22 protein-coding genes are annotated in these 25,373 nt (G+C 64.6%); 7 read left to right on the forward strand and 15 right to left on the reverse strand.

The window, feature by feature from the left end; genetic code table 11:
- Positions 1-69: 69 nt before the first annotated feature.
- Positions 70-981 (reverse strand): LysR family transcriptional regulator, encoded by a 912-nt coding sequence (locus U5A57_RS02915; RefSeq protein ID WP_321908031.1) that lies wholly within the window; start codon positions 979-981, stop codon positions 70-72.
- Positions 982-1,064: 83 nt separating this feature from the next.
- Here U5A57_RS02915 and U5A57_RS02920 point away from each other — a divergent pair, with 83 nt between their 5' ends.
- Positions 1,065-1,991 carry a carbon-nitrogen hydrolase family protein gene (locus U5A57_RS02920; RefSeq protein ID WP_321908033.1) on the forward strand — a complete coding sequence of 309 codons (927 nt, stop codon included), beginning with the start codon at positions 1,065-1,067 and terminating at the stop codon, positions 1,989-1,991.
- Positions 1,992-2,018: 27 nt separating this feature from the next.
- Here the strand turns inward: U5A57_RS02920 and U5A57_RS02925 are convergent, their stop codons facing one another.
- A complete protein-coding gene (locus tag U5A57_RS02925) occupies positions 2,019-3,467 on the reverse strand; it encodes a PLP-dependent aminotransferase family protein (RefSeq protein WP_321908035.1) in 1,449 nt (482 codons plus the stop codon).
- Positions 3,468-3,717: 250 nt separating this feature from the next.
- Here U5A57_RS02925 and U5A57_RS02930 point away from each other — a divergent pair, with 250 nt between their 5' ends.
- The 4 genes from U5A57_RS02930 to U5A57_RS02945 all read left to right on the forward strand — a co-directional run bounded on the left by U5A57_RS02930 (position 3,718) and on the right by U5A57_RS02945 (position 8,243).
- The gene (locus U5A57_RS02930; RefSeq protein WP_321908038.1) at positions 3,718-4,857 is read left to right on the forward strand and encodes a mandelate racemase/muconate lactonizing enzyme family protein; all 1,140 of its coding nucleotides are present in this window, start codon (positions 3,718-3,720) and stop codon (positions 4,855-4,857) included.
- Between the two features lie 81 nt (positions 4,858-4,938).
- Complete coding sequence (locus tag U5A57_RS02935) at positions 4,939-5,979, forward strand: ABC transporter substrate-binding protein (RefSeq protein WP_321908040.1); 1,041 nt, start codon at positions 4,939-4,941, stop codon at positions 5,977-5,979.
- Positions 5,980-6,086: 107 nt separating this feature from the next.
- Entirely contained in the window at positions 6,087-7,223 is a 1,137-nt protein-coding gene (locus tag U5A57_RS02940) for a porin (protein ID WP_321908043.1), read from the forward strand.
- Positions 7,224-7,304: 81 nt separating this feature from the next.
- Positions 7,305-8,243, forward strand: coding sequence for a LysR substrate-binding domain-containing protein (locus tag U5A57_RS02945; protein ID WP_321908044.1), 939 nt, complete (start codon positions 7,305-7,307; stop codon positions 8,241-8,243).
- A 37-nt stretch (positions 8,244-8,280) separates the two neighbouring features.
- Here the strand turns inward: U5A57_RS02945 and U5A57_RS02950 are convergent, their stop codons facing one another.
- From U5A57_RS02950 to U5A57_RS02960, 3 genes are all read right to left on the reverse strand, one after another.
- Positions 8,281-9,324, reverse strand: a complete 1,044-nt coding sequence (locus U5A57_RS02950; protein ID WP_321908045.1) for a hypothetical protein — start codon at positions 9,322-9,324, stop codon at positions 8,281-8,283.
- Between the two features lie 574 nt (positions 9,325-9,898).
- Entirely contained in the window at positions 9,899-11,368 is a 1,470-nt protein-coding gene (locus tag U5A57_RS02955) for an amidohydrolase family protein (protein WP_321908046.1), read from the reverse strand.
- A 28-nt stretch (positions 11,369-11,396) separates the two neighbouring features.
- The gene (locus U5A57_RS02960) at positions 11,397-12,446 is read right to left on the reverse strand and encodes an AI-2E family transporter (RefSeq protein WP_321908050.1); all 1,050 of its coding nucleotides are present in this window, start codon (positions 12,444-12,446) and stop codon (positions 11,397-11,399) included.
- Positions 12,447-12,768: 322 nt separating this feature from the next.
- On the opposite strand from U5A57_RS02960, the gene U5A57_RS02965 reads away from it, so the two are divergent.
- Positions 12,769-13,854: a S1C family serine protease gene (locus U5A57_RS02965; RefSeq protein ID WP_415764107.1), complete on the forward strand. Its 1,086-nt coding sequence runs from the start codon at positions 12,769-12,771 to the stop codon at positions 13,852-13,854.
- A 34-nt stretch (positions 13,855-13,888) separates the two neighbouring features.
- On the opposite strand, the gene U5A57_RS02970 is transcribed toward U5A57_RS02965, so the two are convergent.
- The 6 genes from U5A57_RS02970 to gcvA all read right to left on the reverse strand — a co-directional run bounded on the left by U5A57_RS02970 (position 13,889) and on the right by gcvA (position 21,333).
- The gene (locus tag U5A57_RS02970; protein WP_321908053.1) at positions 13,889-15,349 is read right to left on the reverse strand and encodes an alpha/beta hydrolase; all 1,461 of its coding nucleotides are present in this window, start codon (positions 15,347-15,349) and stop codon (positions 13,889-13,891) included.
- A 56-nt stretch (positions 15,350-15,405) separates the two neighbouring features.
- A complete protein-coding gene (locus U5A57_RS02975) occupies positions 15,406-17,238 on the reverse strand; it encodes an SLC13 family permease (RefSeq protein ID WP_321908055.1) in 1,833 nt (610 codons plus the stop codon).
- A 158-nt stretch (positions 17,239-17,396) separates the two neighbouring features.
- A complete protein-coding gene (locus tag U5A57_RS02980) occupies positions 17,397-18,521 on the reverse strand; it encodes a GGDEF domain-containing protein (protein ID WP_321908056.1) in 1,125 nt (374 codons plus the stop codon).
- Between the two features lie 144 nt (positions 18,522-18,665).
- Positions 18,666-18,953 carry a hypothetical protein gene (locus U5A57_RS02985; RefSeq protein WP_321908057.1) on the reverse strand — a complete coding sequence of 96 codons (288 nt, stop codon included), beginning with the start codon at positions 18,951-18,953 and terminating at the stop codon, positions 18,666-18,668.
- Positions 18,954-19,648: 695 nt separating this feature from the next.
- Entirely contained in the window at positions 19,649-20,020 is a 372-nt protein-coding gene (locus U5A57_RS02990; protein WP_321908058.1) for a BON domain-containing protein, read from the reverse strand.
- Between the two features lie 422 nt (positions 20,021-20,442).
- On the reverse strand, positions 20,443-21,333 hold the full coding sequence (gene gcvA / locus U5A57_RS02995) for a transcriptional regulator GcvA (RefSeq protein ID WP_321908059.1): 891 nt from the start codon (positions 21,331-21,333) through the stop codon (positions 20,443-20,445).
- A gap of 109 nt (positions 21,334-21,442) precedes the next feature.
- Between gcvA and U5A57_RS03000 the strand changes: the two genes are divergently transcribed.
- The gene (locus U5A57_RS03000; RefSeq protein WP_321908060.1) at positions 21,443-22,285 is read left to right on the forward strand and encodes a DMT family transporter; all 843 of its coding nucleotides are present in this window, start codon (positions 21,443-21,445) and stop codon (positions 22,283-22,285) included.
- A gap of 197 nt (positions 22,286-22,482) precedes the next feature.
- Here the strand turns inward: U5A57_RS03000 and U5A57_RS03005 are convergent, their stop codons facing one another.
- From U5A57_RS03005 to U5A57_RS03020, 4 genes are all read right to left on the reverse strand, one after another.
- Positions 22,483-23,280: a radical SAM protein gene (locus U5A57_RS03005; protein ID WP_321908062.1), complete on the reverse strand. Its 798-nt coding sequence runs from the start codon at positions 23,278-23,280 to the stop codon at positions 22,483-22,485.
- 24 nt (positions 23,281-23,304) lie between these two features.
- Entirely contained in the window at positions 23,305-23,874 is a 570-nt protein-coding gene (locus U5A57_RS03010) for a 3'-5' exoribonuclease (protein ID WP_321908063.1), read from the reverse strand.
- Entirely contained in the window at positions 23,871-24,533 is a 663-nt protein-coding gene (locus U5A57_RS03015) for a toprim domain-containing protein (protein ID WP_321908064.1), read from the reverse strand. Before U5A57_RS03015 ends, U5A57_RS03010 begins: the two co-directional genes overlap by 4 nt.
- 348 nt (positions 24,534-24,881) lie before the next feature.
- On the reverse strand, positions 24,882-25,355 hold the full coding sequence (locus U5A57_RS03020) for a nuclease domain-containing protein (protein WP_321908065.1): 474 nt from the start codon (positions 25,353-25,355) through the stop codon (positions 24,882-24,884).
- Between the last annotated feature and the right edge of the window lie 18 nt (positions 25,356-25,373).

Consider the following 25,373-nt stretch of genomic DNA (forward strand, 5'->3'; position numbering starts at 1 on the left):
CCGTTAAGAGACTGGCTGGAGGCAAATCTCGTGCCCGATCATTCAACGCGAATGCCGCCTGGGTGTCGATCAGTGTTTAGCCGGAAAGCACGCGATGATGGCGGCCTGAACCTTGACGACGGCAGCGTCGCGCAGCGAGCTGTTGCGCCACCCGAGTTCCACCGGATAGCGCGGCAGATCGATCGGGCAAGCAAGCAGTTTCAGGCCCGTCACGCGCGCGATCGCTTCGGCCGCATGGCGCGGAATCGTGGCGACGCTGCGCGTGCCCTTGAGCAGGAAAGGCAACGCGGCGAAATGCGTCGTGGAGGCCACGACATTGCGCTTCAGGCCGCGCGCGGCGAGCCCTTCGTCGACGATCCCGACCACGCCGCCCGACGACACCAGGATGTGCCCTCTCGACACGTAGTCGGCAAGCGTCAGGCGCCGTGGGGTGCGGGGAGCGTCGTCCACGAGGCACGCATAGCTGCCCTCGCCGAGCACCCGGTGGCTCAGCCCGCGCGAAGCGAAGCCGCCCGCCGCGACGGCGAGATCCATGTCCTGATTCGCGAGCGCGTCGGCGACGATCTGGCTGTGCGTCTGACGAAAGATGATGCGCAGGCCCGGCGCGCTCGCTTCGAGCGTTTCGATGATCCGCCGGCCAATGGCCACCTCGAAGTCGTCGGAAAGCCCGATCGACACCGCGCGCCCATGAAACGTGGTCGCGTCGGGCGAGGCAATCGCAAGGCTATGGCGGCAACGGTCGAGCGCCTCGCTAATCACAGGCTTGAGTTCCTGCGCGCGCGAGGTCGGCGCGAGCCCCCGCCCGGTACGCACGAAGAGCGTGTCCGCATAGAGCGCGCGCAAGCGCCTGAGCGCGGCGCTCACGGCGGACTGTGTCATGTCGAGGCGTATCGCGGCGCGGCTTGCCCCGCCCTCCTCGAACAGCGCCTCGAAGATCTTCAGCAGATTCAGGTCCACGCCTGCGATATCAAACTGGTTCATATCACATAGTATCGATATACGTTCTCGCGATTTTATCGCCGTGGAAAGATGTGAGCTGTCCAAACCCCTGGGAGCACGCCATCATGGCCAAGTCGAAAGTCGCCGCGCTGCAGATCGGTTCATCCGCCGCCGGCAAAGCGCAAACGCTGGAACAGATTCTCTCGTTCGAAGCGCAGATCCGCGCCTCGGGCGCGAAGCTCGTGGTCATGCCCGAGGCGTTGCTCGGCGGTTACCCGAAGGGCGAAATATTCGGCACGCGCCTTGGCTACCGCCTGCCCGAAGGCCGCGAGGCATTCGCGCGCTATTACGAGAATGCGATCGACGTGCCGGGCGCGGAAACCGAAGCGCTCGCCGAGCTTTCCACGCGTTGCGGCGCGTCGCTCGTGCTCGGCGTGATCGAGCGCGATGGCAGCACGCTCTATTGCACCGCGCTGTTCTTCAATCCGGGTGAGGGGCTCGTGGCGAAGCACCGCAAGCTCATGCCCACCGGCACCGAACGGCTCATCTGGGGGCAAGGCGACGGCTCGACGCTGCCGGCCGTTCGTACGGAATCCGGCGTAGCGGGCGCTGCGATCTGCTGGGAAAACCACATGCCGCTGTTGCGCACGGCGATGTACGCGAAAGGCGTGCAGATCTGGTGTGCGCCCACCGTGGACGAGCGCGACATCTGGCAGTGCTCCATGCGCCATATCGCGCACGAAGGGCGCTGCTTCGTGATCAGCGCATGCCAGGTGCAGCCCTCGCCCGCGGCGCTTGGCGTCGAGGTGCCGGGCTGGGACGAGAACCGGCCGCTCATCAATGGCGGCAGCTTGATTGTCGGGCCGCTTGGCGATGTGCTGGCCGGGCCGTTGCGCGGCGAAACCGGCCTTATTGTCGCGGAGATCGACACCGAAGAACTCACGCGCGCCCGCTACGATTTCGATGTGGTGGGCCACTATGCGCGGCCCGATGTGTTCTCGCTTTCGGTCGATGAGCGGCGCAAGCGTACGGTCTCGTTTATCGCCGAGTGAGCGCGCGTAACGTTACGCCGCGCGACGTCACGCCGAATACAACCCTTCCGGCCCGTTGCGCAGCGTGCGCGCCAGCAACTCCAGCCCCTCGCGCAGCGCCTCGTGGCTGCGCGCGCCGCCCAGACTCAAACGCACCGCGTGCGGTGCAGAGCCGCGCCCGATCACGAAGCTGTCCGCTGTTTTCGCAAGCACGCCGGCCTGACGCAGCGCCGCCGAGAATTCGGCGGCACGCCACGGCTCGGCGAGCGGCAGCCAGAGATGCGGGCTTGCGGGGTCGGTGCGATACGTCCAGTCCGCCAGCACCTCGGCGGCGATCGCGTGGCGCACGTCCACCTGCGCGCGCTGCTGCGCGACGAGGCGATCGATCTCGCCATCGACGATCCAGCGCGCCGCAATCTCCGCGGCGAGCGGCGACGTCATCCAGCAATCGCTGCGTATCACCGCGAGAATCTTGCCGACCCAGTCCTGCGGCGCCTGCACATAGCCAATGCGCAGGCCCGGCGCGACCGCCTTCGAAAGACTGCTGATCACGATGCCATGCTCGGGCAGGCGCGCCGCGAGCGGCGTGGGCGGGGCGTCGAGCAGGGCGGCTGGCACGAGATCCTCGATCACGACGAGGTGATGGCGCACGGCGATCTCGGCGATCATCGCGCGGCGCGCTTCGGAAAGCGTGGCCGTGGTCGGGTTGTGCAGCGTCGGCACGCAAAAAAGCGCGCGCGGCGCGAGCAGGCCGCACGCGCGCTCGAGCGCCGCGGGCACGATGCCTTCCTCGTCGATTTCGATGCCGACGAGATTGAGCCGCAGCTGCCGCGCGAGCGCGACGATACCGGGATAGCTCAAGGCCTCGGCGAAAATCGTGTCGCCTGGACGCAGCACTGCGCGCAACACACAGGCAAGTCCGTGCTGCGCGCCCTGCGTGACCAGCACGCGCTCGGCGGCCACCGTGCAGCCCATGCGCGCGAGCCAGCGCGCCCCCGCCTCGCGGTGCGAGCGGCGGCCGCCTTCGGGCTGGTACAGCAGCAGCTCGCCCGCCAGCCGCTCGTCGGCGGCCAGTTCGCGCAGGGTCTGCGTCAGCAGGAAGGCTTCGTCGGTCGGCATCGGCACGTTCTGGCCGAGATCGATCAGGCGCCCCGGTGCATAAGCGCCCGGTGCACCCGGCGTGGTCGCCGCAGCCCGCTCGGTGGATTCGGGTGCGGGGCGCGTACGGTCCTGCATACGCACGCCGTCGGCGTCGGGCTCGGCCACGTAGGTGCCATCGCCCACGCGCGCCACCACCATCCCGCCGCGCTCCAGCTCCGCATACGCGCGGCTCACCGTGCCGGTCGTGACATTGAGCTTCTTCGCGAGCAGCCGGTGCGCAGGCAGCTTTTCTCCGGGCAGCATCTGGCCGCCATGAATGGCCTGCGCGTAGGCGTGAGCGATTGCGCGGTACTTGGGTTCGCTGCTGCGCGAGAGCGTGGGCATCCAGCCATTCATGGTTTTCCCGAAGGAGAAAAGCACGCCGCGGCACGGCGCGGCGGCTGCGCCATTATCGCGCCCAATTCGCGGAAATGAAGGCTGTCATTTACTTCAATTGACTTCATTGAGTGCGTGGAATTGACCCTCTAGGATGCCGTAACGCCTAACAAGGCCAAGGAGACAATGCCCGCCCCACGGCGCACTGCGTGCGTATCTTCATACGTAAGTTACGCAATGTTGCGCGCCACCGGGCGGCGCCCCACGCGCCATGACGAACCGCATCGCCCGCATCACCGTGAGCCAGCACCGGCTGCCGCTCGACCCGCCGTTCCCCGCCTCGTGGGACAGCCGCCCGCGGCGCGCCTTCCCGGCGACGATCGTGCGCGTGGAGGACGACGAAGGCCGCGTGGGCATCGGTTCCGGCGACGCCATGTATGGCTTCGACGACTACCGCGATCTCTTTATCGGCACAGATCCGCTCGATCTGGCGCGCCACTCGGCGGTGCTCGACAACCTCAGCTTCCACGCAGGCCGCCTTTGGCCGCTTGACGTCGCGCTCTGGGACCTCGCCGGCAAGATTCGCGGCGAGCCTTGCTGGCAGATGGCCGGCGGCCGTTCGAAGCGGGTGCGGGCGTATGCGTCCTCGGGCGTGCATCGCACACTCGAAGGCATGGCGCAGTGGGCCGAGCATGCCGTCGCGCGCGGCTTCCCGGCGCTCAAGGTGCGCTTCGGCCGCGCCACGCTCGCCGACGATATTGCCGCGCTCGCCGCCGTGCGCGAAGCCGCTGGCGACGCGATCGAACTCATGGTGGATTGCAACCAGGGCTGGCGCATGCCCTGGGACACCCAGGCGCCGTGGCGCGCCGACGAAGCACTCGCCGTGATCCGGCAGATCGAAAAGTATCGCGTGTACTGGGTGGAAGAGCCGCTGCATCGCGGCGACTACGCGGGCTACGCGCAGTTACGCAAACAAACGGCAGGACTCGGCATACGCATCGCAGGCGGCGAGATGACGCGCGACGCGCACGAATTCGCGGCGCTCCTTGCACACGACTGTCTGGACGTCTATCAGCCCGATGTCGTCTGCACGCTCGGCATGGAAGGCGCGCGGCGGCTCGCGGCGCAGATCGAAGCGCACGGCAAGGTGTTCACGCCGCACACGTGGGGCAACGGCATTGGCCTCGCCGCGAACCTGCATATCGTGGCGGGCGCGGCGCACGCGCCGTTCGTCGAGTTTCCGTACGACCCGCCCGAATGGACGCCTGCGCGGCGCGACTTTCCGATCAAGCACGTGATCGACATCGACGCGAACGGCTGGATCGAGCTGAGCGATGCGCCGGGCCTTGGTATCGAACTCGACGAAGCCATGCTCGCCACCACACGCGCACACGACAGCCGGTACGACTGAAGCAAAACGGGCATGGCATGAAGACGATGCCATCCTCTATATGAAGCATTCCGAAACAATTCAATAAAGTGGAGACATGCAATGAAAAGCTTGACGTCCCTCTTGCGCGCGGCCTGCCTCGCGGCGCCGCTCGCCCTTGCCGCGTTGCCGGCGCACGCCGCGGGCACCTGGTGCAGCAGCGGCAAACCCGTGCGCTTCGCGGGCATCACGTGGGAAAGCGGCAACTTCACGAGCGAAGTGCTGCGCTACATCCTCAAGAACGGCTATAGCTGCCAGACCGACAGCGTGCCCGGCAGCACCGCGGCCACCGAAACGGCGCTCTCGCGCAACGACCTGCAGATCTGGGCCGAGCAGTGGACGGGCCGGTCGGAAATCATCGCGGGCGCGGTCAAGGCGGGCTCGGTCAAGCTCGTGGGCGACACGCTGCCGGGCGGCACGAAGGAAGGCTGGTACGTGCCCGACTACGTGGTGCACGGCGACGCGAAGCGCGGCATCAAGGCCAGCGCGCCCGACCTTCAGTCCGTGAGCGATCTGCCCAAATACAAGGGCCTTTTCGTCGATGACGAGGAACCCGATCGCGGCCGCTTTCTCAACTGCCCCTCGGGCTGGGATTGCGAACGCGTGAATACGCGCTTGCTCAAGCTGCTCAAGCTCGACGACACCTACACGAACTTCCGCCCCGGCACGGGCGCGGCGCTCGATGCGGCCATCTCCTCGGCCTACGCGCGCGGCAAGCCGATTCTCACCTACTACTGGGAGCCGGCCGCGCTGATGGCGAAGTACAAGTTCGTTCAGCTCAAAATGCCGCCGTTCAACGAAGCCTGCTGGAAGACGCTGCGCGACGCCAACAGCGCGCAGCAATGCGCCTCGTCGTATCTGGTCTCGCAGTTGAAGATCGGCGTTTCGACACCGTTCTATCAGGCGGAGCCCGACGTGATGACCTTCTTCTCGAAGGTGAGCTTCCCTATCGACTTCCTGAACACGACGATCCTCGACATGACCGAGCACAAGGTCGATGCGCAGGACGAAGCGCTCAAGTTCCTCAAGCAGCACCCTGAAATGTGGAAGACCTGGGTGCCTGCGGATGTCGCGGCGAAGGTGCAGAAATCGCTTGGCGCGTAATACGAATCCGATACCGCGCGATACCAGCGCGATACCAGCGCGATACAAGCCTGATACCAACCAGAATGCCGAGCCGCGTTACGCGGCTCCATGATAAGGAGACTTAATTGAAGAAGAAGATTCTCGCGGCGCTGCCGCTGGCGCTCGCCGCAGCAGGCGCGCACGCGCAAAGCAGCGTGACGCTGTACGGCCTCATCGACCTCGGCGTGGACTACGCCAGCAATGTGGCGAACGGGGCGAACGGCCAGCTCGTGCCGGGCACGGGCAGCAAGCTCGTGCAGATGCAAAGCGGCGTGCCCGCAGGCAGCCGCTGGGGTCTGCGCGGCACCGAAGACCTGGGCGGCGGCTACGCCGCGATCTTCCGGCTCGAAAGCGGTTTTAACGCTGCGACGGGCGGACTTGGCGGCGGTCTCGCGTTTTCGCGTAATGCCTATGTCGGCTTCAAGTCGGATCAGTATGGCCAGATCACCTTCGGCAAGCAATGGGACGCCACCGTCGACCTGATCGAACCGTATTCGCTCAACGGCAACTACGGCGGCTGGTATTTCGCCCACCCGAACGACATGGACAACCTGGACAACGGCTTCCCTGTCAACAACGCCGTGAAATACGTGAGCCCCGTGCTCGCCGGCTTCCAGTTCGAAGGCCACTACTCGTTTGGCGGCCAGGCGGGCCAGTTCTCGAACAACGCCTCGTATAGCGCGGCGGCAGCCTACACGCTCGGCTCGTTCAGTGCGGGCGTGGGCTACCTGCGCGTGAACAACCCGATCACGGCGGTGGCCGGTTATGGCAGCGGCGGCAGCTTCGTGAATTCGGTGTTCGGCGACGCGCTCGCCAACGCGCGCTACCAGGGCATTCTCTCGGCCGGCGCGTCATACGTGATCGGCAGCCTCAAGCTGATGACGAACTACTCGAACGTGGACTTCTCCTCGGCCACCGGCAGCGGCGACCTGCACTTCCAGAACTTCGAAGTGGCCGGCACCTACGCCGTGACGCCCGCCTTCACGGTGGGCGCGGGCTACACCTACACGGTGGGCCAGGACCACGCCACCGACAACTCGCCGAAGTATCACCAGGTCAACCTGATCGGCCAGTACGCGCTCTCCAAGCGCACGTCGCTCTATGCGATGGGCGTGTACCAGCATGCGGCGGGCTCGGCGGAAAACGCGCAGATCACGGGCTTCAACCCCTCGGGCACCGACAACCAGGCCGTCGCCCGCGTGGGTATCACGCACGCGTTCTAACGTTCTTGACGTAGTCCTTATCAATGTCAATACGCCGGCGCGCATGACCATGCGCCGGCGTGCCTGCATCGCGAGGTTTGCATGCGCCGCCTTCCCTCTTTATCGGCACTGCGTTCATTCGAGGAGGCGAGCCGCACGCTCAGCTTCACCCGGGCAGCGCAAAACCTGCACGTGACCCAGGGGGCGATCAGCCGCCAGATTCGCCTGCTCGAAGACTATCTCGGCACGCCGCTCTTCATGCGGCATCATCACCGGCTCGAAATCACGGCAGCAGGCAAGCGTTTGCTGCCTACGCTCCAGGCCGCGTTCGACAGCATCGCCCACACGCTCGACACGATTCGCGCCGATCCGTCGAACAGCCTGCTCAGTCTGAACGCCGCGCCTACGCTCGCCACGCGCTGGCTCACGCCGCGCCTGCGCGACTTCCAGGTGCGCCACCCCGATCTGCGCATCTCCATCACCAACGAATACGGCCCGCTGCACGGCACGGAGCGCAACGAGGACTGCCAGATCCGCTTCGGCATGGAACCGCTGCCGGGCGGGCAGAGCACACTGCTCATGCGCGAGCGCCATGTACTCGTCGGCTCGGCGCGCGAGTTCTCCGAGGCCCCCGCCGATCCAGATGTGCTGCGCGAGATCCTCGCACGGCATCCGTGGCTCTATATCCTCGATATCGACCGGCGCCTGCTGGTCTGGGAAGCGTGGCTCGAGGCCGCGGCGCTCGACGTGCCGATCGCACCGCGCGGGGAACTGGAGTTCAGCACGCTCGATCAGGTCATACACGCGGCGGTGGCCGGGCTTGGCATTGCCGTTGCCGACCGGCACATGATCGCGCCCGAACTGGCGAACGGCACGCTCGTCCAGCTGAGCGAGGTGGAAGTGGCGGGACCTTCGGGATACTGGCTCGACGTGCGCCCCGAAGTGCAGGACACACTACGCGTTCGCAACTTCAGCAACTGGCTGGTCGAGCGCCACAGCGAGCAACCGGCCAGGCAATGCGCGGCTAGCCCGGGCGCATGACTGGCGTCACCCACCCGGGCCTACGCTGCGCAATGCGTCAATTGGGATCGATTGGCGGGCCAGGCGGCCCCGAATCCACCTGCCTCATCGTGGGCGCGGCGGCCGCGCCCTGCGCCATGTTGCCCGCGCCCTGCGCCGCGATCGAACGCGAGAGGATTGCCCGCGCTTCGCCGCTCGACGAATCGACGGTCAAGGCATGCCCCGCGTTGTGCCAGGCGCACAGCCACCGCCCGTCGCGTGCGCACAGCCGTGCGTAGCCAAGCAACGAATCGCGCTGATCTTCACGCGAAGTCAATTCGGCCTGCATTTGCAGCGCGTTGCCGTTGCCCGGTTGTTCCGCGAGTGCGGCATTGATTGCACTGCGCGCAGGCCCCAGGTTGTTCTTGTCGAGGCTCGCACGCGCGCTTGCCAGATTTCGCGCAACGTCGGCGCGCGCGTAGCTGGCCTTCGCGGCGTTGGCCTTCGCTTCGTTGGCCTTTTCCGCCTTGATCTTCGCGGCAGCGAGTGCGCGTTCATCAGCGCTGCTCTTTCGTGCAGCATTGCCCGGCGGCAGCGTCACCGTATGCACTGCAGCGGTACGCGGCGGCGCTTGCTGCACTTGATGCGGCAGTGGCACCTGAGCGGTCATAGGCGGCGGCGCGCTCACGGCAGGAGGCGGCAACTGGGCGACGGCTACCGGCGGCGCGCTGCGCACCGGATGCAGCACCGATGGCGGCTTCGTGGCCGGCACAGCCGATGGGGTCTTCGGCCCGAGGATCGCTCCCTCGACGACCTGGGCGCCCGGCGCCGGCTCCCGCTCGGCTCGATGCGAAATGATGTACGCGGTCAGCAGGAACGCGATCGACACCACGCTGCCAATGGCATAGAAAGGCAGCCACGAGCGTGGCGCGGCAGGCGCTTCATCGCGCGGTTCGTAATCACTGTCGCGCGCCGCGCCGCCGAAACTGAACGCCGGAGCGTTCCACTCCGTGCGCGCATGGCGTGCGAAACCATCGTGCCATTCGGGCGCGGCGGATTCGCTTGCCGGCGACATGCGCGGGCCAGAGGAAAGCTGCTTCGCGCCGCACTGAGGGCAAATCATCAGTGGCGCATTGAAGCGGGTCCCGCAGTATGGACATCCCCACGGACCAGACGTGGCTCGGCCAGGTTCGTTGAACATTGCAGGCATGGAAGCTTTGACAGGATAGGTTCGGGTTTGCTACCGGCGGCTGGTGCGCGTCACGTCACGGCGGAGGCATCCAGGCGGCACGGATTCGAAGTATTCGCTGTAATCCCTACTGTATTTCGCGGAGCGCGGGAGGGTTGTAACAAATAGTCGTTTTGAATATGAGCTACTTCGCGGCGAAGTTCAACCGGCTTAATCGGCCAGATGGCGGATTTGGACAGGCGGGATTTCGACCCCCGCAGAGGGCTGGAGGGCCATGCCATGATGGCTGCGCCACGCGGGCAAATCTGCCCGGTCGATGGGGACCGACGGCGTGACATCTTGATACAGAAAACGTGTGGCTCATACGCGAAACACAGGCGTTTTCGCAACGCCTCGCGCAAACAGCCGACGAATAGCGCCACGGCAAGCGGACTTACAACGTCCTTGCGCCAGATGACGCCCACCGGCTCGAGCACGCTGCCTCGCGAAAGCGGCGCGCCTCACAGCGTCACGCCTTCAACGCATCCTTGAAAATGCGGCCATCCTTCATGATCAGATTCAGGTTCTGATCGGGGTTGGCCAGCAGCGTCATATCCTGGAGCGGGTCGCCGGCCACGAGCAGCAGATCCGCATACGCGCCCTCTTCCAGCACGCCGAGCTTGTGCGGATACGGATTTCGCTCGCCCGCCAGCGCAAGCAATTGCCCATTCGTGGCCGTGGCCATGCGCAACGCTTCGGCGTTCGAATACCAGCGCGTCATGTGCCCGAGCATCGTGCCCTGGCGCGTCGCCAGCGCCTGGGAGAAGATCAGATCCGTGCCGAACGCGACCTTGAGCCCGTGCTTGCGCGCGAGCTTGTACATGTTGTCGGTCCCGGCGGTCACTTCCAGAAACTTCTCGCGGCTCGACGGCGCCATTGGCGCCACATCCTCTTCGCTCGTAAACGGTTGCGTGCTCAACCAAGTGCCGTTCTTCGCGATGACTTCGGCGGTCCGGTCGTCGATGAGGTGTCCGTGCTCGACGCATTGCGCGCCCGCCGCCACACTGCGCTTCACCGCTTCTGGCGTGTACGCATGCACGAGCACGTAGGTGCCCCAGTCGGCTGCGGTTTCCACCGCCGCTTTCAGTTGCGCCTCGGTGAACGTGAGCATGTCGAGCGGGCTGCGCGGCGTGGAAACGCCGCCGCAACCCACGATCTTGATCTGCGTCGCGCCCATCATGAACTGCTCGCGCACACGCAGGCGCACTTCGTCGGACGAATCGGCGATCGCGGCGGCGCCGGTTCGCTCAATCTCGCTGATCTGGCCGGTGGTGCGCGGCACATCGGTCAGCAGACGAAAGTCGCCGTGCCCGCCCGTCGTGGTGATCATCGCGCCGCAGGGGTAAATACGCGGGCCGCTCAGCATGCCCGCGTCGATAGCCTGCTTCAGGGCGAACGCGGGCCCCCCCACATCGCGAATGGTCGTGAATCCGCGCAACAGCGTGCGCTGTGCCTCCGCGCCCGCGGCCAGGTACACGAAGCTCAGGTCGGATTGCATGATGGCCGCGATCGGGAGCGAGGCGAGCAGCGAATGCCAGTGCATGTCGATGAGGCCCGGCATCATCACCTTGCCGCCGCAGTCGATCACGCGGCCGCCCGACGCGTTCTGCGCGTCGGGCGAGCCCCGGCGCAACTGCGAGATGCGGTTGCCGTCGACCACGAGATACATGCCGTCCTGCAGCGCGGCCGACTTGCCGTCGAACAAGCGGAAGTTCGTGAATGTCGTGGGCTGCGCGGGGGCCGCGGCGCCGGGCTGCTGCGCGCTGCTGAACTCAGGCAAGACCGCGCTCAACAACGATGCACCCATGCCGACCAAAAAACCGCGCCTGGAAAGATCGGCGCTGATGCGGCGATTCGCGAACGCTGCGAGCGCCTTGTCGCACAGGCACGAGGAAACCGGGCCGATTGCGTTGCCGCGGCGGTTGATTCTGGAAGCCATAGATCACCTGAGAGAGTAAGCCACGCATTTATTCTGCATGCCTGACGACATCGTCCTTCGTCAACAGCAACGCCAGCGGCCGTGTGGAGCTGAACGCGGAGAAAATGATCGTGAGCGCCACGGTTCCCGGCACGGCGAGAAAGGCGCCCGGAATGCCCCAGATCGCCGTCCATGCGGCGAGGCTCATGAGAATGACCGCGGGGCTCAGGTTCAACGAGCCCGCCATCAACCACGGGTCGAGCACGTTGCCCATCACGAAGTTGATCGCCGAAAGCGCAATGAGCAGTGTGATCGCTTCGTTCCACTGACCGAATTGAAGCGCGGCGAGCAAGGCGGGAAGCACCACGGAGATGAGCGAGCCCGCATACGGCACGAAGTTGAGCAACACGATGAGAATGGCCAGGAGCGGCGCGAACTCGAGCCCGACCAGATGCATGCAGATCCAGCTGAGAATGCCGAGCACCACGCCGAGCAGCGCTTTCAACGCCAGATACGTGCCGATCTTCGCGTTGATGGCGTCGATCACGGGCTCCATGTCGGCCTTGCCGCGCATGACCGCAGAGAGCTTGCGACGAAAGCGCCCCATCTCGATCATGAAGAACGCCGTGTATAGCAAGACGACGAGCGTCGTGGCCATGAGCGAAGAGAGCGAGCCAAGGAGCGAGGTGAGCAGCGACTGCACGTTGACGGTCGCGAGCAGTTCGCGCCGGAATGCTGCCCACGAAGCCTCGGTTTCCAGATGAAACAGCGCGGTGATCTTGGCGAGCAACGCGAGCAGCGTGGCTTCGTACTTGGGCGCCACGGCGACCATGCGGTCCGTGTCGGAAAGCAGCAGTTCGGTTGCGAGCCACGCGGCCGCGAGGATGAGCGCGGCGGCGCTCCAGTAGCGCACGCCCGCGCGAATGCGCTTGCCCACGTGGGGCACGCGCCGCAGGATGTCGGCGAGCCCGTAGATCACGTACGACGTGATGATCGCGAATGCAATGGGCACCAGCACCGGCCGCCCGATATACAGCACCCATCCCGTGATGACGGCGATGACGACCACGCAGGTGAACGTGACGAGATCCTGTTTCATGGAGATGCTTTGGATGACGAACCACGTTGCGTTGATGAGACGTTTGCAAGCCATCAACGTCCCGCTGTGTTTTATCCGGCCCCAAAAAAAACGTCTTCGGGGCGTGATCGGGCACGACTTCGAAAGACTAGCTGCTTTGCAGAAGACTTGCGCGCTAGCTGGCGAGGATTCCGAACCACGTCGAAACAAGCGCGCCCCAATTTCGTTGCGCGCACATCGACTCGTCGATCGGTCAAAAGATCCTTCTTTCCTTTAAGTCACGTTTAAGCAGCAAAAAGTACCTTACGCCCCACCTTCACCAACCTCTTCGAAGACCATAGCAATGAGTACCATCAAATATCGGCGCCGGGGCCTGATCGCCGGTGTAGCGGTGGCGCTTGCCGGCGCCTGGGTTGTTAGCCATGAGCACGCCAGCGCGGACGAACGCGGCATCATGAAAACGTCGTTGTCGACGCCTGTGCCCAAAACGGACGACGTCAAGGGCACGGCGCCGAACTTCTCGGCGATCGTCGCGCAGTACGGTCCGGCTGTGGTCCATGTCGAAGTCGTCAAGGAAAACCCCGACTCCGAAGACGGCCATTCGGGCGCCCTGGGATCGGGCTTCATCGTGAGCCAGGATGGCTACATCCTGACGAACAATCACGTCGTCGAAGGCGCGGACGACGTGACGGTCAAGCTCACCGACGGCCGCAAGTTCCCCGCACGCGTGATCGGCACCGACAAGGCGGGCGACGTGGCCGTGCTGAAAATCGCCGGTACGGGTTTCCCCACGGTGAAGATCGGCAATCCGGCGAACAGCAAGGTCGGCGACTGGGTCGTTGCAATCGGCTCGCCTTATGGTCTCGACAACACCGTGACCTCGGGCATCATCAGCGCGAAGTCGCGCCAGCTCTCGGAAGACAGCCCGACGCACCTCATCCAGACCGACGTGCCCGTCAATCCGGGCAATTCGGGTGGCCCGCTCTTCAACCTGAACGGCGAAGTCATCGGCATCAATTCGATGATCTATTCGCGCACGGGCGGCTTCCAGGGCCTCTCGTTCGCCATTCCCATCGACGAAGCCATGCACATCAAGGATCAGATCGTGCAAGGCGGCGGCAACGGCAACGGCGGCACGCTGGCCCACAATGCGCGTCCGCGCCTTGGCGTGGCCGTGCGCTCGCTCACCAGCGACGAAGCGCAGCAAGTCGGCGTGGACGGCGGCGTGCTCGTCGTGAAGTCGGGCGGTGCGGCCAAGGCGGCTGGCATCAGCGCCGGCGACGTGATCGTTGCGATCAACGGCATCGAGGTGGAGAACGTCGAGCAGCTGCAAAGCATGATCGCGCGGGCTCGCAGCAACGTGTCGATCGTCGTTGCGCGCGACGGCGAGCAGATGACCGCGAAGGTCGAACTCGCACCGCGCGCCTAAGCGAGGGCGGGCCGGGCGCGCGTTATTTGCGCGCTCACGGCCCATGACTCGCCAGAGCGTCGATGCGCTCGACGATGTACCCGTAGAAGGGGTTCCACGAGAGCCGCGTGAGGAACCCCGCCCCCACCATCAGCGCCCCGGTTTCGCCGCGTACGGATTGGGCGCCCAGGTGGATGCCCATGTCGTCGTCGGGGTCGGGGGTGCGGCCGTACAGCGAGTCGGTCACCGGAAACGGCAGGGCCACGTGTGAAAGCGAATAGACGTCAGGTGGATAGTCGAGCCCCGTGGGTTCGACTTTCGCCGTTGTTTCGTTCGGTGCCGTGCTCGCTTCGACCACTTGCGGCGAGGTGGCGGAGGCGTTGGTCAGCACGGTCAGCCGGTAGCGCAGCGGCGGCACGGGCAAGAGACGGCGCAGCGCGTCGCGCATCGAAGCGCGCAGCAGCGGGCTCCATTGCGCCGTGCGATTGATGTCGAACAGCACAAGCTCGCTGCCATTGGCAGGCAGTTGCGAGTACAACGAACTGATAATCGCGCTCGTGCTGACCGTGGAGTCGAGCACGGACTGGAATGCGAGCGTGGGCGGCAGCGACGCGAGTTTGCCGTTGCGCGCCGCGTCCGCCACTTCCTGCTGGATCTTGCGCGTGACCCGCCATGACTGGCGCGCGCCGTTCACCGGAAACGAGTTGTACTTGAACGGATTGAATTCCGGCACGATGTCGAGCCACGCGGCTTTTGCAAATGCAGGCAGGATCGCGGGCAAGGCCGCAAGCCCCGCAAAGCGCGCGAAGGCCGTAACGCCGATCATCGGCGAAAGCAGGATCAGGCGATCCGCTTTCGGCAGGCTCGGGTCGTCCAGCACTTCGAGCGAGTATTGCAGCGCGAGTGCGCCGCCGTTCGAATAACCCACGATATGCAGCGGCGCAGGCGCCGGCACGAGCCGCCGCGCTTCGCGCACGGCCAGACGCGTGGCCGCTTCCCAATCTTCCGCCGTCACCTCGGTCAGACCCGCTGGCACGGTGCCGTGCCCCGGCAAGCGCACCCCCACCACGGCGAAGCCATCTTGCTGATAACGCTGCGCGATGTGCCGCAGGCTGTATGGCGAATCGGTCAGCCCGTGCAGCATCACGGCCACGCCGCGCGGCGCGCCCTGAGGCATGAGCGTGAACGAACGGTTCCAGTCGGCGCGAAAGTGGCCCGGATAAATCGGGCTGCCCGAGAAATAGCGGTTAGCGGGAACGCGTTCGTCCGCCGGTAGTTTGTCGGTCACGTTCTTCCTGACCGAGTCGAACACGCGGTTCTCGTTCGCGATGTATTGCTCCCACGTCGCGTGATCGATCTCGTGCGCGTGCATGTCTTCCGGGACATACGTGTGCCACAGGCTCAACGGCGCCTTGCGCTGCGCGTCGTACAGGCGCACGCCGGCAATGCACACGAATGCGATCAGCACGAACAGGAGAAGCCGCTTGATCCAGCGAAAAGCCCACGTTCTCGTCAAGAAGTTCGCCATGTCCGGTCAATGCCTCGCGAACGGGTGGCCGGCCGTTCTTCGCGCTAGCGCGGGTAAACCGGCCAGATGAGCGGTACCAGCAATACGGTGATCACGAGCGCCCCGAGGGCGGCGGGCGAGCCCACCTTGAAAAAATCCCGGAACCGATAACCGCCCGCCGTGCTGACGAGCGCATTCACAGGGGTCGATATCGGCGACATATAGGCTGCGGACGCGGCAACGGCCGTCGTCATCGCGAACGGATACGGCGACGCATGCAGGTGCGCCGCCATCGCGAGCACCACGGGCGCCATCAGCACCGCGGTCGCCGTGCCGGAAATCACGGTGCCGATCACGAGCGTGAGCAGAAATACGGCGCCCAGCAGTCCATGCGCCCCCCAGTTGCCGGCCACGCGCAGCACGGCGTCGGCGGCAATGTCGATGCCGCCCGTGCGTTGCAGCGCGATGGAAAACGGCAGCATGCCCACGATCAGCACGAGGCTGCGCCAGTGAATCGCGCGATACGCGCTGTCGAGACTCACGCAGCCGAACGCGCCCATCAAGAGACAGCCGATCAGGCCCGCGAGCACGTTCGGCACGCGCGGCGTGAGCATCATCGCGATGACGAGCGCCATGATGGCGAGCGCGTGCAGCGCCTTGTGCGGCACGGGCACGTAGGCGTCGCTTTCGACCGGCATGGCGAGACACACGATATCGCGCTCGACCGACTGCATCGAAAAAATGTCGATCCACGGCCCCACCACCAGCAGCGTGTCGCCCACTTTCAGCCGTGTGGCCTGCAGATCCTGCTCGAGCGCGGCGTCGGCGCGGCGCAGGCCGACGACCGTCACGCCGTGGCGGCGCAGCGCGGCGGAACTGCGCGCGACGTTGCCCACGAGCGAGGAGTCCGGCGGCACGATGACCTCGGCCATGCCCACGTCGTGGGTCTGGTCCGTGAAGTACGCGCCCGACATGTGGCGCACCGCGAGCGCATAGCGCCCGCAAAACGCCTTGACGTCGAAGCTCGCGGACTCCACGTCGAGCAGCAGCACGTCGCCGGGCGCGATGCTGCTGTCCGCAGTCGCGGGCAGCACCGTTGCGCCCATGCGCGCGCGCCGCTCGATCGCAACGACATGCGCCACGGGGTCGTCATCGAGCCCGGTGTGCCCGAGCGTTTGCCCGACGAGCGGGGAACCCGCGCCCACCTCCAGGCGAAATGCGCGCCCTTCGAGCGAATAGCGCGCAACCCAGTCGTTCAGCGACGGGCGCGTGCTCGCCTCCGCGCCGCCGGTGCCGTTCAGAAAGCGCCTTGCGAACAGCATCCAGGCAATGCTCGCCGCGAGAATCGGCAGGCCCAGCGGCGTGATGCCGAAAAAGCTGAAGCCCGGGTAGCCGTGATAGACGAGCGCGCTGTTGATGACGAGATTCGGCGTGGTGGCGACGAGCGTGAGCATGCCGCTCGTGAGCGCGGCCATGCTGACCGGCATGAGCATGCGTGCGCGCGACACGCGCGACTGCCGCGCAATGCGAATGACGATGGGAATGAAGATCGCCACGACGGCCGTCGAACTCATGACCGAGCCCATGACGCCCACCACGACCATGATCAGCACGACGAGGCGGCGCTCGTTGGAGCCGCCGCGCGCAATCAGGTAGTCGCCCACGCGCTGGGCCACGCCCGTGCGCGCGAGCCCGTCGCCGAGCACGAAAAGGGCCGCGATGAGCACGATGTTCGGATCGGAGAAACCGGCCAGCGCCTCGTTGACGGTCACGATGCCCGAGAGCGACAGCGCGACGATCATGATGAGCCCCACCGCGTCCGAGCGGGGCCGGCCGATCAGGAACATCGCGATCGCGCTGGCCAGACAGGCAACGGTCATCAAAAGGTCGGTAGACATGATTTCGGTTTGCCTGGTCGATGTACCGCTCAACGGGCCTTTGAAACCACTGCTACCGCAAATAGTGCCGGATTTTGAAAACTTACGTTTCAGCGCGGCCTTGGGTCATGCCCGGGGCGCGGCCGGTTTGATGGCATGTTTGTGAACGTTTTCGGCCTTCACGCTTCCAGCAGGGAAACGCGGTTGCGCCCCTGGTGCTTGGCCCGGTACATGGCCTGATCGGCCTGCTCCAGCAGCGAGCGCGCCAGCACCTCGGGGCTCGCGGCGAGCGCGTTCATCCGATACGCCGCCACGCCGATCGACACGCTGAGCGCAATGCGCTCGCCCTCGTCGTCGAGCACTTCGAGCGCCTCGACCGCATGCCGGATACGCTCCGCAACCGCCAGCGCGTCGGGCAACTCGCACATCAGCAGCGCGACGAACTCTTCGCCGCCGTAGCGCGATACCGTATCCCCCACGCGCACCTGCTGCTTCAGGCACGTGCCGATGGCGCCCAGCGCGAGATCGCCGGTTGCGTGGCCGTGCGTGTCGTTGATCTGCTTGAAATGATCGATGTCGATGAAGAGGCACGACATGGGCGCGGCGTGCGAGCTCGCGCGTCGAATCTCGTGATGCAGGCGCTCGTCGAAATAGCGGCGGTTCGAGAGGCCGGTGAGCGGGTCGGTCACGCCCGTCTTGCGCAAATGCTCGCGGTGGGCGACGTTGTCGAGACTCGCCGCCGCCACGCTGCTGAAGCGCATGAGCAGGTCGGTGCCCATGCTGGCGTCGAAGCGCGCGGGGTCATCGCTTGCGAGGCACAGGTAGCCGAGCACCTGAGTGCGGTTAAGGAGCGGCAGCACGATTGCGCTGCCGGTCGCTGTCTGTGCCGTCTGCGCCGCCCGCGCCGCTCGCGCGCCGAAAAAGGTCTCGCTCACCGCGGGCTCGAGATCGCTCATTTCGCTCACGCGGCCCAGCCACGGCTGGTTGCCCGCGCACAGACGCGACAGCGCGAGGCCGCCCTGAAACCCGGACCGCAGGTTCGCTTCGAGGTCGGCGCGCCCGCAGTCGGTTTCGAGCAGGTCGCGCAGGAGCGGCGTGCGGGCATCGAGCCAGATGCCGGACGAAGCGAGCCGGAACACCTCAGGCAGATAGACGAATATCCCTTCGAGAAAGGCGCACCAGTCGTGCGCGCCGATCAGGCGCAGTTCCACGTCCTGGAAGGACTTCGACGCGCGCTCGTTCCGCTGGACGGTTTCGATAAGCGCAGCAAGATCCAGTGAAGGCTGAGTCCCGGGATGTGTCACGATGCATCGAGAATATTCCGAAGCCTGCTATTACGGCAGCTTGGGGCCAGACTTGAGGCCGCATTTCACCTGCCGGACCAGGGAGAAAAAGAAAAGGCCGCTGCCCGTGAGGGCCGCGGCCTTGCTTACGGCGAGAGGCTGCTGTTATTTGGCGGCCGGCGACGCTGTGGTCGGGGTCGCCAGCGTATTGTTGCTAGGCCCGCCCGGGACCGCCGCCGCGCCATTGTTCGCGCTATTCGGCGACGCAGCGCTCATGCCGCTGTCCGAGCTGGTGGCGCCTGGGGTGCCGTAGCCGCTCGTTGCGTTGTTATTGGCGGCGGCGGGCGATACAACGCTCGGGGTTGCCAGCGTATTGTTGGCCTGTGCATACGCACCGGCCGACAGCGTGAGTGCGGCGACACCCGCGATGAATGTGCTGATTGTTCTGCTCATGACTCGCTCCTCCTATGATTGGACTGGAATTCCGGCACAAACGATCCACTCCTTTATCTCCTTAGCGGTCGTTATATGCGCGGCTCGCGGCGATCAAAATCGCGTAACTGTTCGCAGCGGTATGCGTATAACAAACCACTACCAGTTGATATCAAGTTTAGGAAAGCGATGGCAGATTATTAAGCGCATTGCACGCAACGATTTATTTCGCTTTTTGGCATTAGAGGTAATGGATTCGGGTCGCCAATCCTCTGGGCGCACGATTGCCGTATTAAGGGGAATTTCCTGTAAATCGGCTCGGAACGGATATTCGACGGGCCTCAACGCGTGCAAGGGTCCGTACATCCGCAATGATTCGCGTTTTGGCCAGTCAGGCAGGCATTGACAAGCAGCCCTTTGGCACGCTGATTGAAATCCGGTTCAGCGATAAATGCCGACTTTTGCGAAACGTTGTTTTCGCAACGGCGTTTCGAAAAATCGTTGCATACGCATCGAGGTCGTCTGTCGTTTCCGCATTGGCATGCGGTCCGCGGCGGGCCGGCAAAGCACAGCCAAAGCGCGAGAGAACCCACCGGGCGCGAGAAGAGCGCGTCTGGCGCGCTTCGCGATATGAAACCTTCAGCAGGAGCCCGGAGACTCGTCTCCGGGTATCGGCGCATGCGCCCGGGCGGGCGCATGGCGATGGCGAGGAACGATCAGGACTCGTTCGGGCGGATCGTCAGCGCGTTCTTGACCGACGTTACGCCTTGCACGCCCTTGGCGACTTCGGTGGCGTGGTCGATCTGCGCCGACTCGGGCACCGAGCCCTGCAGCACCACGGCGCCGTCACGTGCGCGCACGGTGATACGGGCAACGTCGATCTTCTTGTCCTTGGCGAGCGCCGTGCGAACCTTGCGGCTGAGCGCCCGGTTAGCGGCCTTCTCCTGCTTCGTTTGCGCGTGCGACGGGCTGGCCTGCTGGGCAGCGGCGGCCGCGCCGCTCGCTGCGTCGTCCTGCGCATAGGCGTGCAGGGACGCAGCCACGAGAGCCGTCGCCGCGGCCAGCTTGAATACTTGAAGAGCCTTCATGCAGTTTCTCCTGTTGTCACAGTCTTGTTGTGGGCCCACGAACGAGCCGGTGCACTACCCCATCCACTACTCAGCATTCGCGCGTCAAACGCGAGCACGCGCCAGATTATAGGAATGTAATGTGCGGTGCAGGGCGGGAAAATGCGGCTCCATCACTAGCTTGATATCGATCCCATCATGGAGTAGGCACACCGTTTGTAGCCATGAACTCATGGTCACATCGCCCCCAACTCCAATCGGGTCCGTCAACCATGAAATGGCTTCGACGCGCTGTTTTACGGATGTGGGAGAAATAGAGCGCCTATCCAGGAGCGCGTGCGCGAAAAAAGTCTGCCTGGCGTCGCATAATTGCGACGCCGGTTCTCGCGGCGCATGAGCACGACAGCAGGCTTTCTCTTGCATCGCGTGGCGCCCCGCTGCGTTCATGCAGCCATCCCTTCCCGCTCGAGCCACGCACGGAACAGCGCGACCCATTCATCGCCGGACTTCTCGTGCGCAACGTAAGTGCAATAGCTGCGCGACGGCAGGCGCGGAGCCGCGAACGGCGCGACGAGCCGGCCAGCAGCGAGATCGTCGGCCACCAGCGCGGTCGGCCCCATCGCAATGCCGATTCCGTCGATCGCTGCCTGCAAGGTCAGATAGAAGTGGTCGAACGTCAAAGCGGCCGCCGGCCTCAGTTCGGCAATCTGCGCGCTCGCCAGCCAGTCGGGCCAAAGCCGCGGAAGACTCGAGGTATGCAGCAACGTGTGGTCTCGCAAGTCGCGAGGCGTGCGCAGCGGCACGCGCTGCAAAAGCGCAGGACTACACACCGGAAGCCGCTCCTCACACAAGAAAGGCCGCATTGAATAGCCGTAGAACGTGTCGGGACCGCCGCGGATGACGATGTCGTAGTCATCGTTCAGACTCTCTAACGGCTCGTTCGACGTTTCCACCTTGACGTGCACGTCGGGGTGCCCGGCGCGGAACGTTGCCAGCCTCGGCACCAGCCAGCGCAATGTAAATGTCGCGGGCGCGTTCACGGACAGCGTGCGGGAGACCGTTCGCGGCACGCCGTATCGCGCGGTTGCCTGCGCGAGCCGTTCGAACAAAGGGCCGATTTCCTCCAGATATGCCTTTGCCGCCGCAGTGAGCGCCACACGCCGGTTGTGCCGTTCAAACAGCGACGCGCCAAGCCACTCCTCCAGCAAGCGTACCTGCTGGCTCACCGCCCCTGGCGTCACGTGCAACTCCGCGGCGGCTTCCTTGAAGCTGCCGAGCCGGCCTGCGGCCTCGAAGGCTCGCAGGGCATTGAGCGGGGGTAACACCGGCTTCATTCGAAATAGTTTATCTAACGTGAACGAGCAATTTATCTGGTTTGCCGGTCCATCACAAGATAGATATCCTGCCAGTGAAAATCACTCATGAAACCCGACCCGCGCGCTCATGCTCAGCTATACCGGCGGTATCGTGCTCTTCGCAGCGCTCCTCCACGCAAGCTGGAACGCGATGCTTCACGGCAACCGCGACCGGTTTTTTTCCATGACGTGGATGAGCATCGCCATCGCGGCGGTCGCCACGCTCGTCGTCCTGTCCACGCCCTGGCCGGCTAGCGCCGCCTGGCCGTACATTGCCGCGTCGGGGCTCGTGCATATCTTCTACAACGTGAGCCTCGTGCGGTCGTATCGGCGCAGCGATCTGGCGTTGGCGTATCCGATTGCGCGAGGCTCGTCGCCGCTGCTCGTCACGCTCGGCGCGGCGCTCTTTGCACACGAAGCGATCGGCCTCTTGCACGTACTCGGGATCTTGATGATTTCGGGAGGCATCATCGCGATCGCGCTGCAGGGGCGCCGCGTGCCTCGCGCGGGTGCGCTGGCCGCGTTGACGACCGGCGCGACGATCGCGCTCTATACCGTGATCGACGGCATGGGTGTGCGCTTGTCCGACGGCCAACCGCTCAGTTACACCGCATGGATGTTCCTGTTCTACTGGGCGATGCCGGTGCTGTTCGTCGCTGCGCGCGGGTTCGCGCCGTTATGGACGCCGGTGCGTGACGAGCCATTGTCGATCGCCTCGTCGCTGGCCGGCGGCCTCGTGTCCATCGCGGCCTATGGCATCGTGATCTGGGCGCTGCAGTCAGGCGCGATGGGCGCGGTGTCGGCGCTGCGCGAGACCAGCGTGGTGTTCGCGGTGCTGATCGGGCGACTGTTTTTGCGGGAAACGGTGAGCGCAGCGCGCTGGCTCGCCTGCGTGGTTGTCGCGGCCGGTGCGGTTTGTCTTGGGCTTTGACGGGGCCTTGAGCGCGTTATTTTGAGGAAACGCTTCAATCTTTCCTGCGCGACCGTAGCGGGCTGGAGCGGGTTAAAGGGTAACAAGCGCAATGACCAGTTGATGCGCCATAGCGCTGGCCCGACAACCGTTTGGGTAGACGACTGCGTCCTCCGCGACTACAGAAAGCGATCCCCCGGCTTCGGCACACGCTTCCCCTAACTTGCCCGGATGGCGATGCGTTTCCTGGGTACCTGGGTCCCTGGAATCGTGCATAGCAAGGTGTCCATAGCTTCGGTCGCGTATTCGAGCACAACACGGCCATCGGCTTCCACCACAGGTAGCGGCCGCGCCGAAAAGTCGAGCCAACGCACATCCACACGCCCCTGGAGCGATCTCCGCTTCCGCCTGACATGCTCGTGAAGCGTGTTCCGCTGCGCCGGAGTCAGTCCATATTCGCCCTGCGTGCCAAAGCCGCTTCCACGCGGAATAAACGGAAGAATATTGAGTTGCCGTACGCGCTCGGCTACGCAGAAGTCTGCCATCCAGTCGACCACCCATTCGCCGTCAGCCACGATCGTCGTTTGTATCGCCGTCGGAATTCCCTCATCGAGCAGACGGCGCACATGTCCGATTGCCAGATCGAACGCCGCGCGCCCGACCAGTGCGTCGTGCCGCGCACGATCGCCATGCAGGCTCACTCTGACGCGCGTGCCTGCCATGCGCAAAGCGGGCAACAGCGCCTCAGGCAAGGCGATACCGTTTGTCGTGAGCCTCGAACCCGAGCCGCGAGCAGCGACATACGCGAGCAGTTCCGGCAGTGCCGGATGAATGGTCGGCTCGCCGCCGCAGAAGTGAATAACCCGCACGCCCTGTTCGGCCAGCCAGTCGAGACGCTGCATGAGCACAGATGAAGGCGGATGCGCGCCATCGGGCGGAGCGAGGCAGAAGCCGCAACGCGCATTGCAGTAGCGCGTGACCCTGAAGCAGATCATGGACGGCAGGTGCAGGTTCATGGCGATGGATCACCGAGTCGGCGCTCAGCGCTCGCGGCTCTCTCTGAGCATGTTGCAAAACAGTGCGCCCTGCTCGAGCGCATCGTCAAGTGCAACATGGCGATGCGGCACGTCGTCAAACCAGCGCTTGGGCATCGCGCTCTTCGTGCTGCGGCGATACTCCCTGCGCAGAAGCATCATGGCCATGGTCTTGATGTCGAGCGCGGAAAAGCTGAAAGGACTTCGCCCCACAAACCGCATCATGTACCAGTACACGAACATAAAATCAAAGGCTGCCGGATATCCGACGAACACGGGTAGCCCCGGTAGCGACTCGAGCCACGCGACATACTCGGTCATCGCTGATTGCGGGGGCTGCTGATTCGTCCGCGATGCTTCCCAGGCCTCGGGATGTTCGCGCCACCACGCGAGCGTGTCGGGATGGCCGCTCGCACCTGGTAGCAATTCGAGGTTGGCAGAAAACGTGCCATGCAGCACCTTGTCGGCGCCGTATGCCGCCGACGCGAAACTCAACATCGAATGCGGCCCGGGAATTGGACCGTCGACCTCGACGTCGGTGCTGACATAGACTTCGGTTCTGGTTTTGCCGCTCATCGGATGCTTGTCTCATTGGTGTCTGCAACATGATCGCGCAACCAGCGCGCGACGGTAGCGCTCCCGCGCTTGGCGAGCGCGGTGTTCCAGTCTTTGCAGCGCGGCGGCGGCAATAAACGTGAGATGCTCGATTGAGCAAGCAACTGCGCATAGCGCGCCGCCTCACGATCGCCTGGCGCGTTCGCGTCGAAGCCCAGCCACACTGCGCGCTGCGCGCAGACCTGCGGCAACCACGAAGCCCAGCGGCCGATGGTGGCGACGCTGGGCCATCCGCATGTGGCGAGCGAAAGCGCATCGAAGATGCCTTCGACCAGAATGAGGTGTCTCGCATGCCAGCCTTCGCCAACGTTGGCCACGCCGCCACCGCGACCGACCGTCAGCATCTTGTTTTGGCCGCGCAAGGTCGTAAGATAGCGGCCGTGAACCGCAGTGAGCGCACCCTCGCAGTCATACAAGCCGATCAGGACCGCGGCGCGGCCGTCCCAGTCGGGATCGAAGCGCATGCCGGCCGCGTCGGCGACGGCGAGCGGAATGCCGCGACGCTCGACGTATGCCTCGCCCGGCGTGGCGGCGAGCGGCGCAGCTCGCGCAATGCGCTCGTCCGGTAAATCACCGGAGCGCGGCATCCGCAGGCTATCGACGAATCCAGACTGGGCCATGTGCGTTGGCGTGCCACTGCCCACGTGCAAACGGCTCCGGCCGCTCTCTTGATTGGGTCGCATACAGCGTTCGACCAAATGCACCACTATGCATTTAACGAATTCCGATACACGTCTTGCGTCTTGATGTATCAGTGTATGCGCACGAGGCTGCTCTTGCCACAAAGCCTTGTCGGATTGACCGCCTCACAGAGGCTGCCAAACATATGTTCGCATCGCCAACAAACGACCGTTCAACTCGCCGCTGGAGACGCGAATCCATCCTGGAGCGAGTCGGACTGGCTCGACAAGGTGCACGGAAGAACACCGATGCCACAGAAGGGCTGCTCCATCGCGGCGATGTGTGCGTCAGCTTGCAGCATGCGGATGATTGCGCCCGAACCCGTTGATCCAGGCGGTGAGGAAATCAACACAGCGCTTGACGCCCTGACCACCTGGCGCGAAATGACTGAACGTTCCAACACCATGCTCGATGAGGAACGCATCACGCTCGAGATGTGGTAGATCCGGCGCGGCGGGCAGCAATAGCGCGCAGAAGTCCGCACGCTGAAGATCGACACGAAGCGAGTCATGGTAGATGTGCGCGGATTCCATCGCTTCGAGCACGTTCTCGCGGTACCTTCGATATTTGGCGTCCAGCACCAGAAATGAACATGCGCCTTCTCCCCTGAGCACAAATACGATGTCAGGAATACGCGAACGCGACAAACTCCACCCCTGCCGGCCGGCCTCCGGGTAGCTCGACCGGAAGTTCGCCTGAAAGTGCGCCTCGAGCAACCTGCCGTCCGCAAGCGTCAACTCATAGGACTCGGCAGCACTCACGATACCTGAGCGCAAGAT

The organism is Paraburkholderia sp. J11-2 (genome assembly GCF_905220185.1).
In the GTDB taxonomy this organism is placed as follows: Bacteria; Pseudomonadota; Gammaproteobacteria; order Burkholderiales; family Burkholderiaceae; genus Paraburkholderia.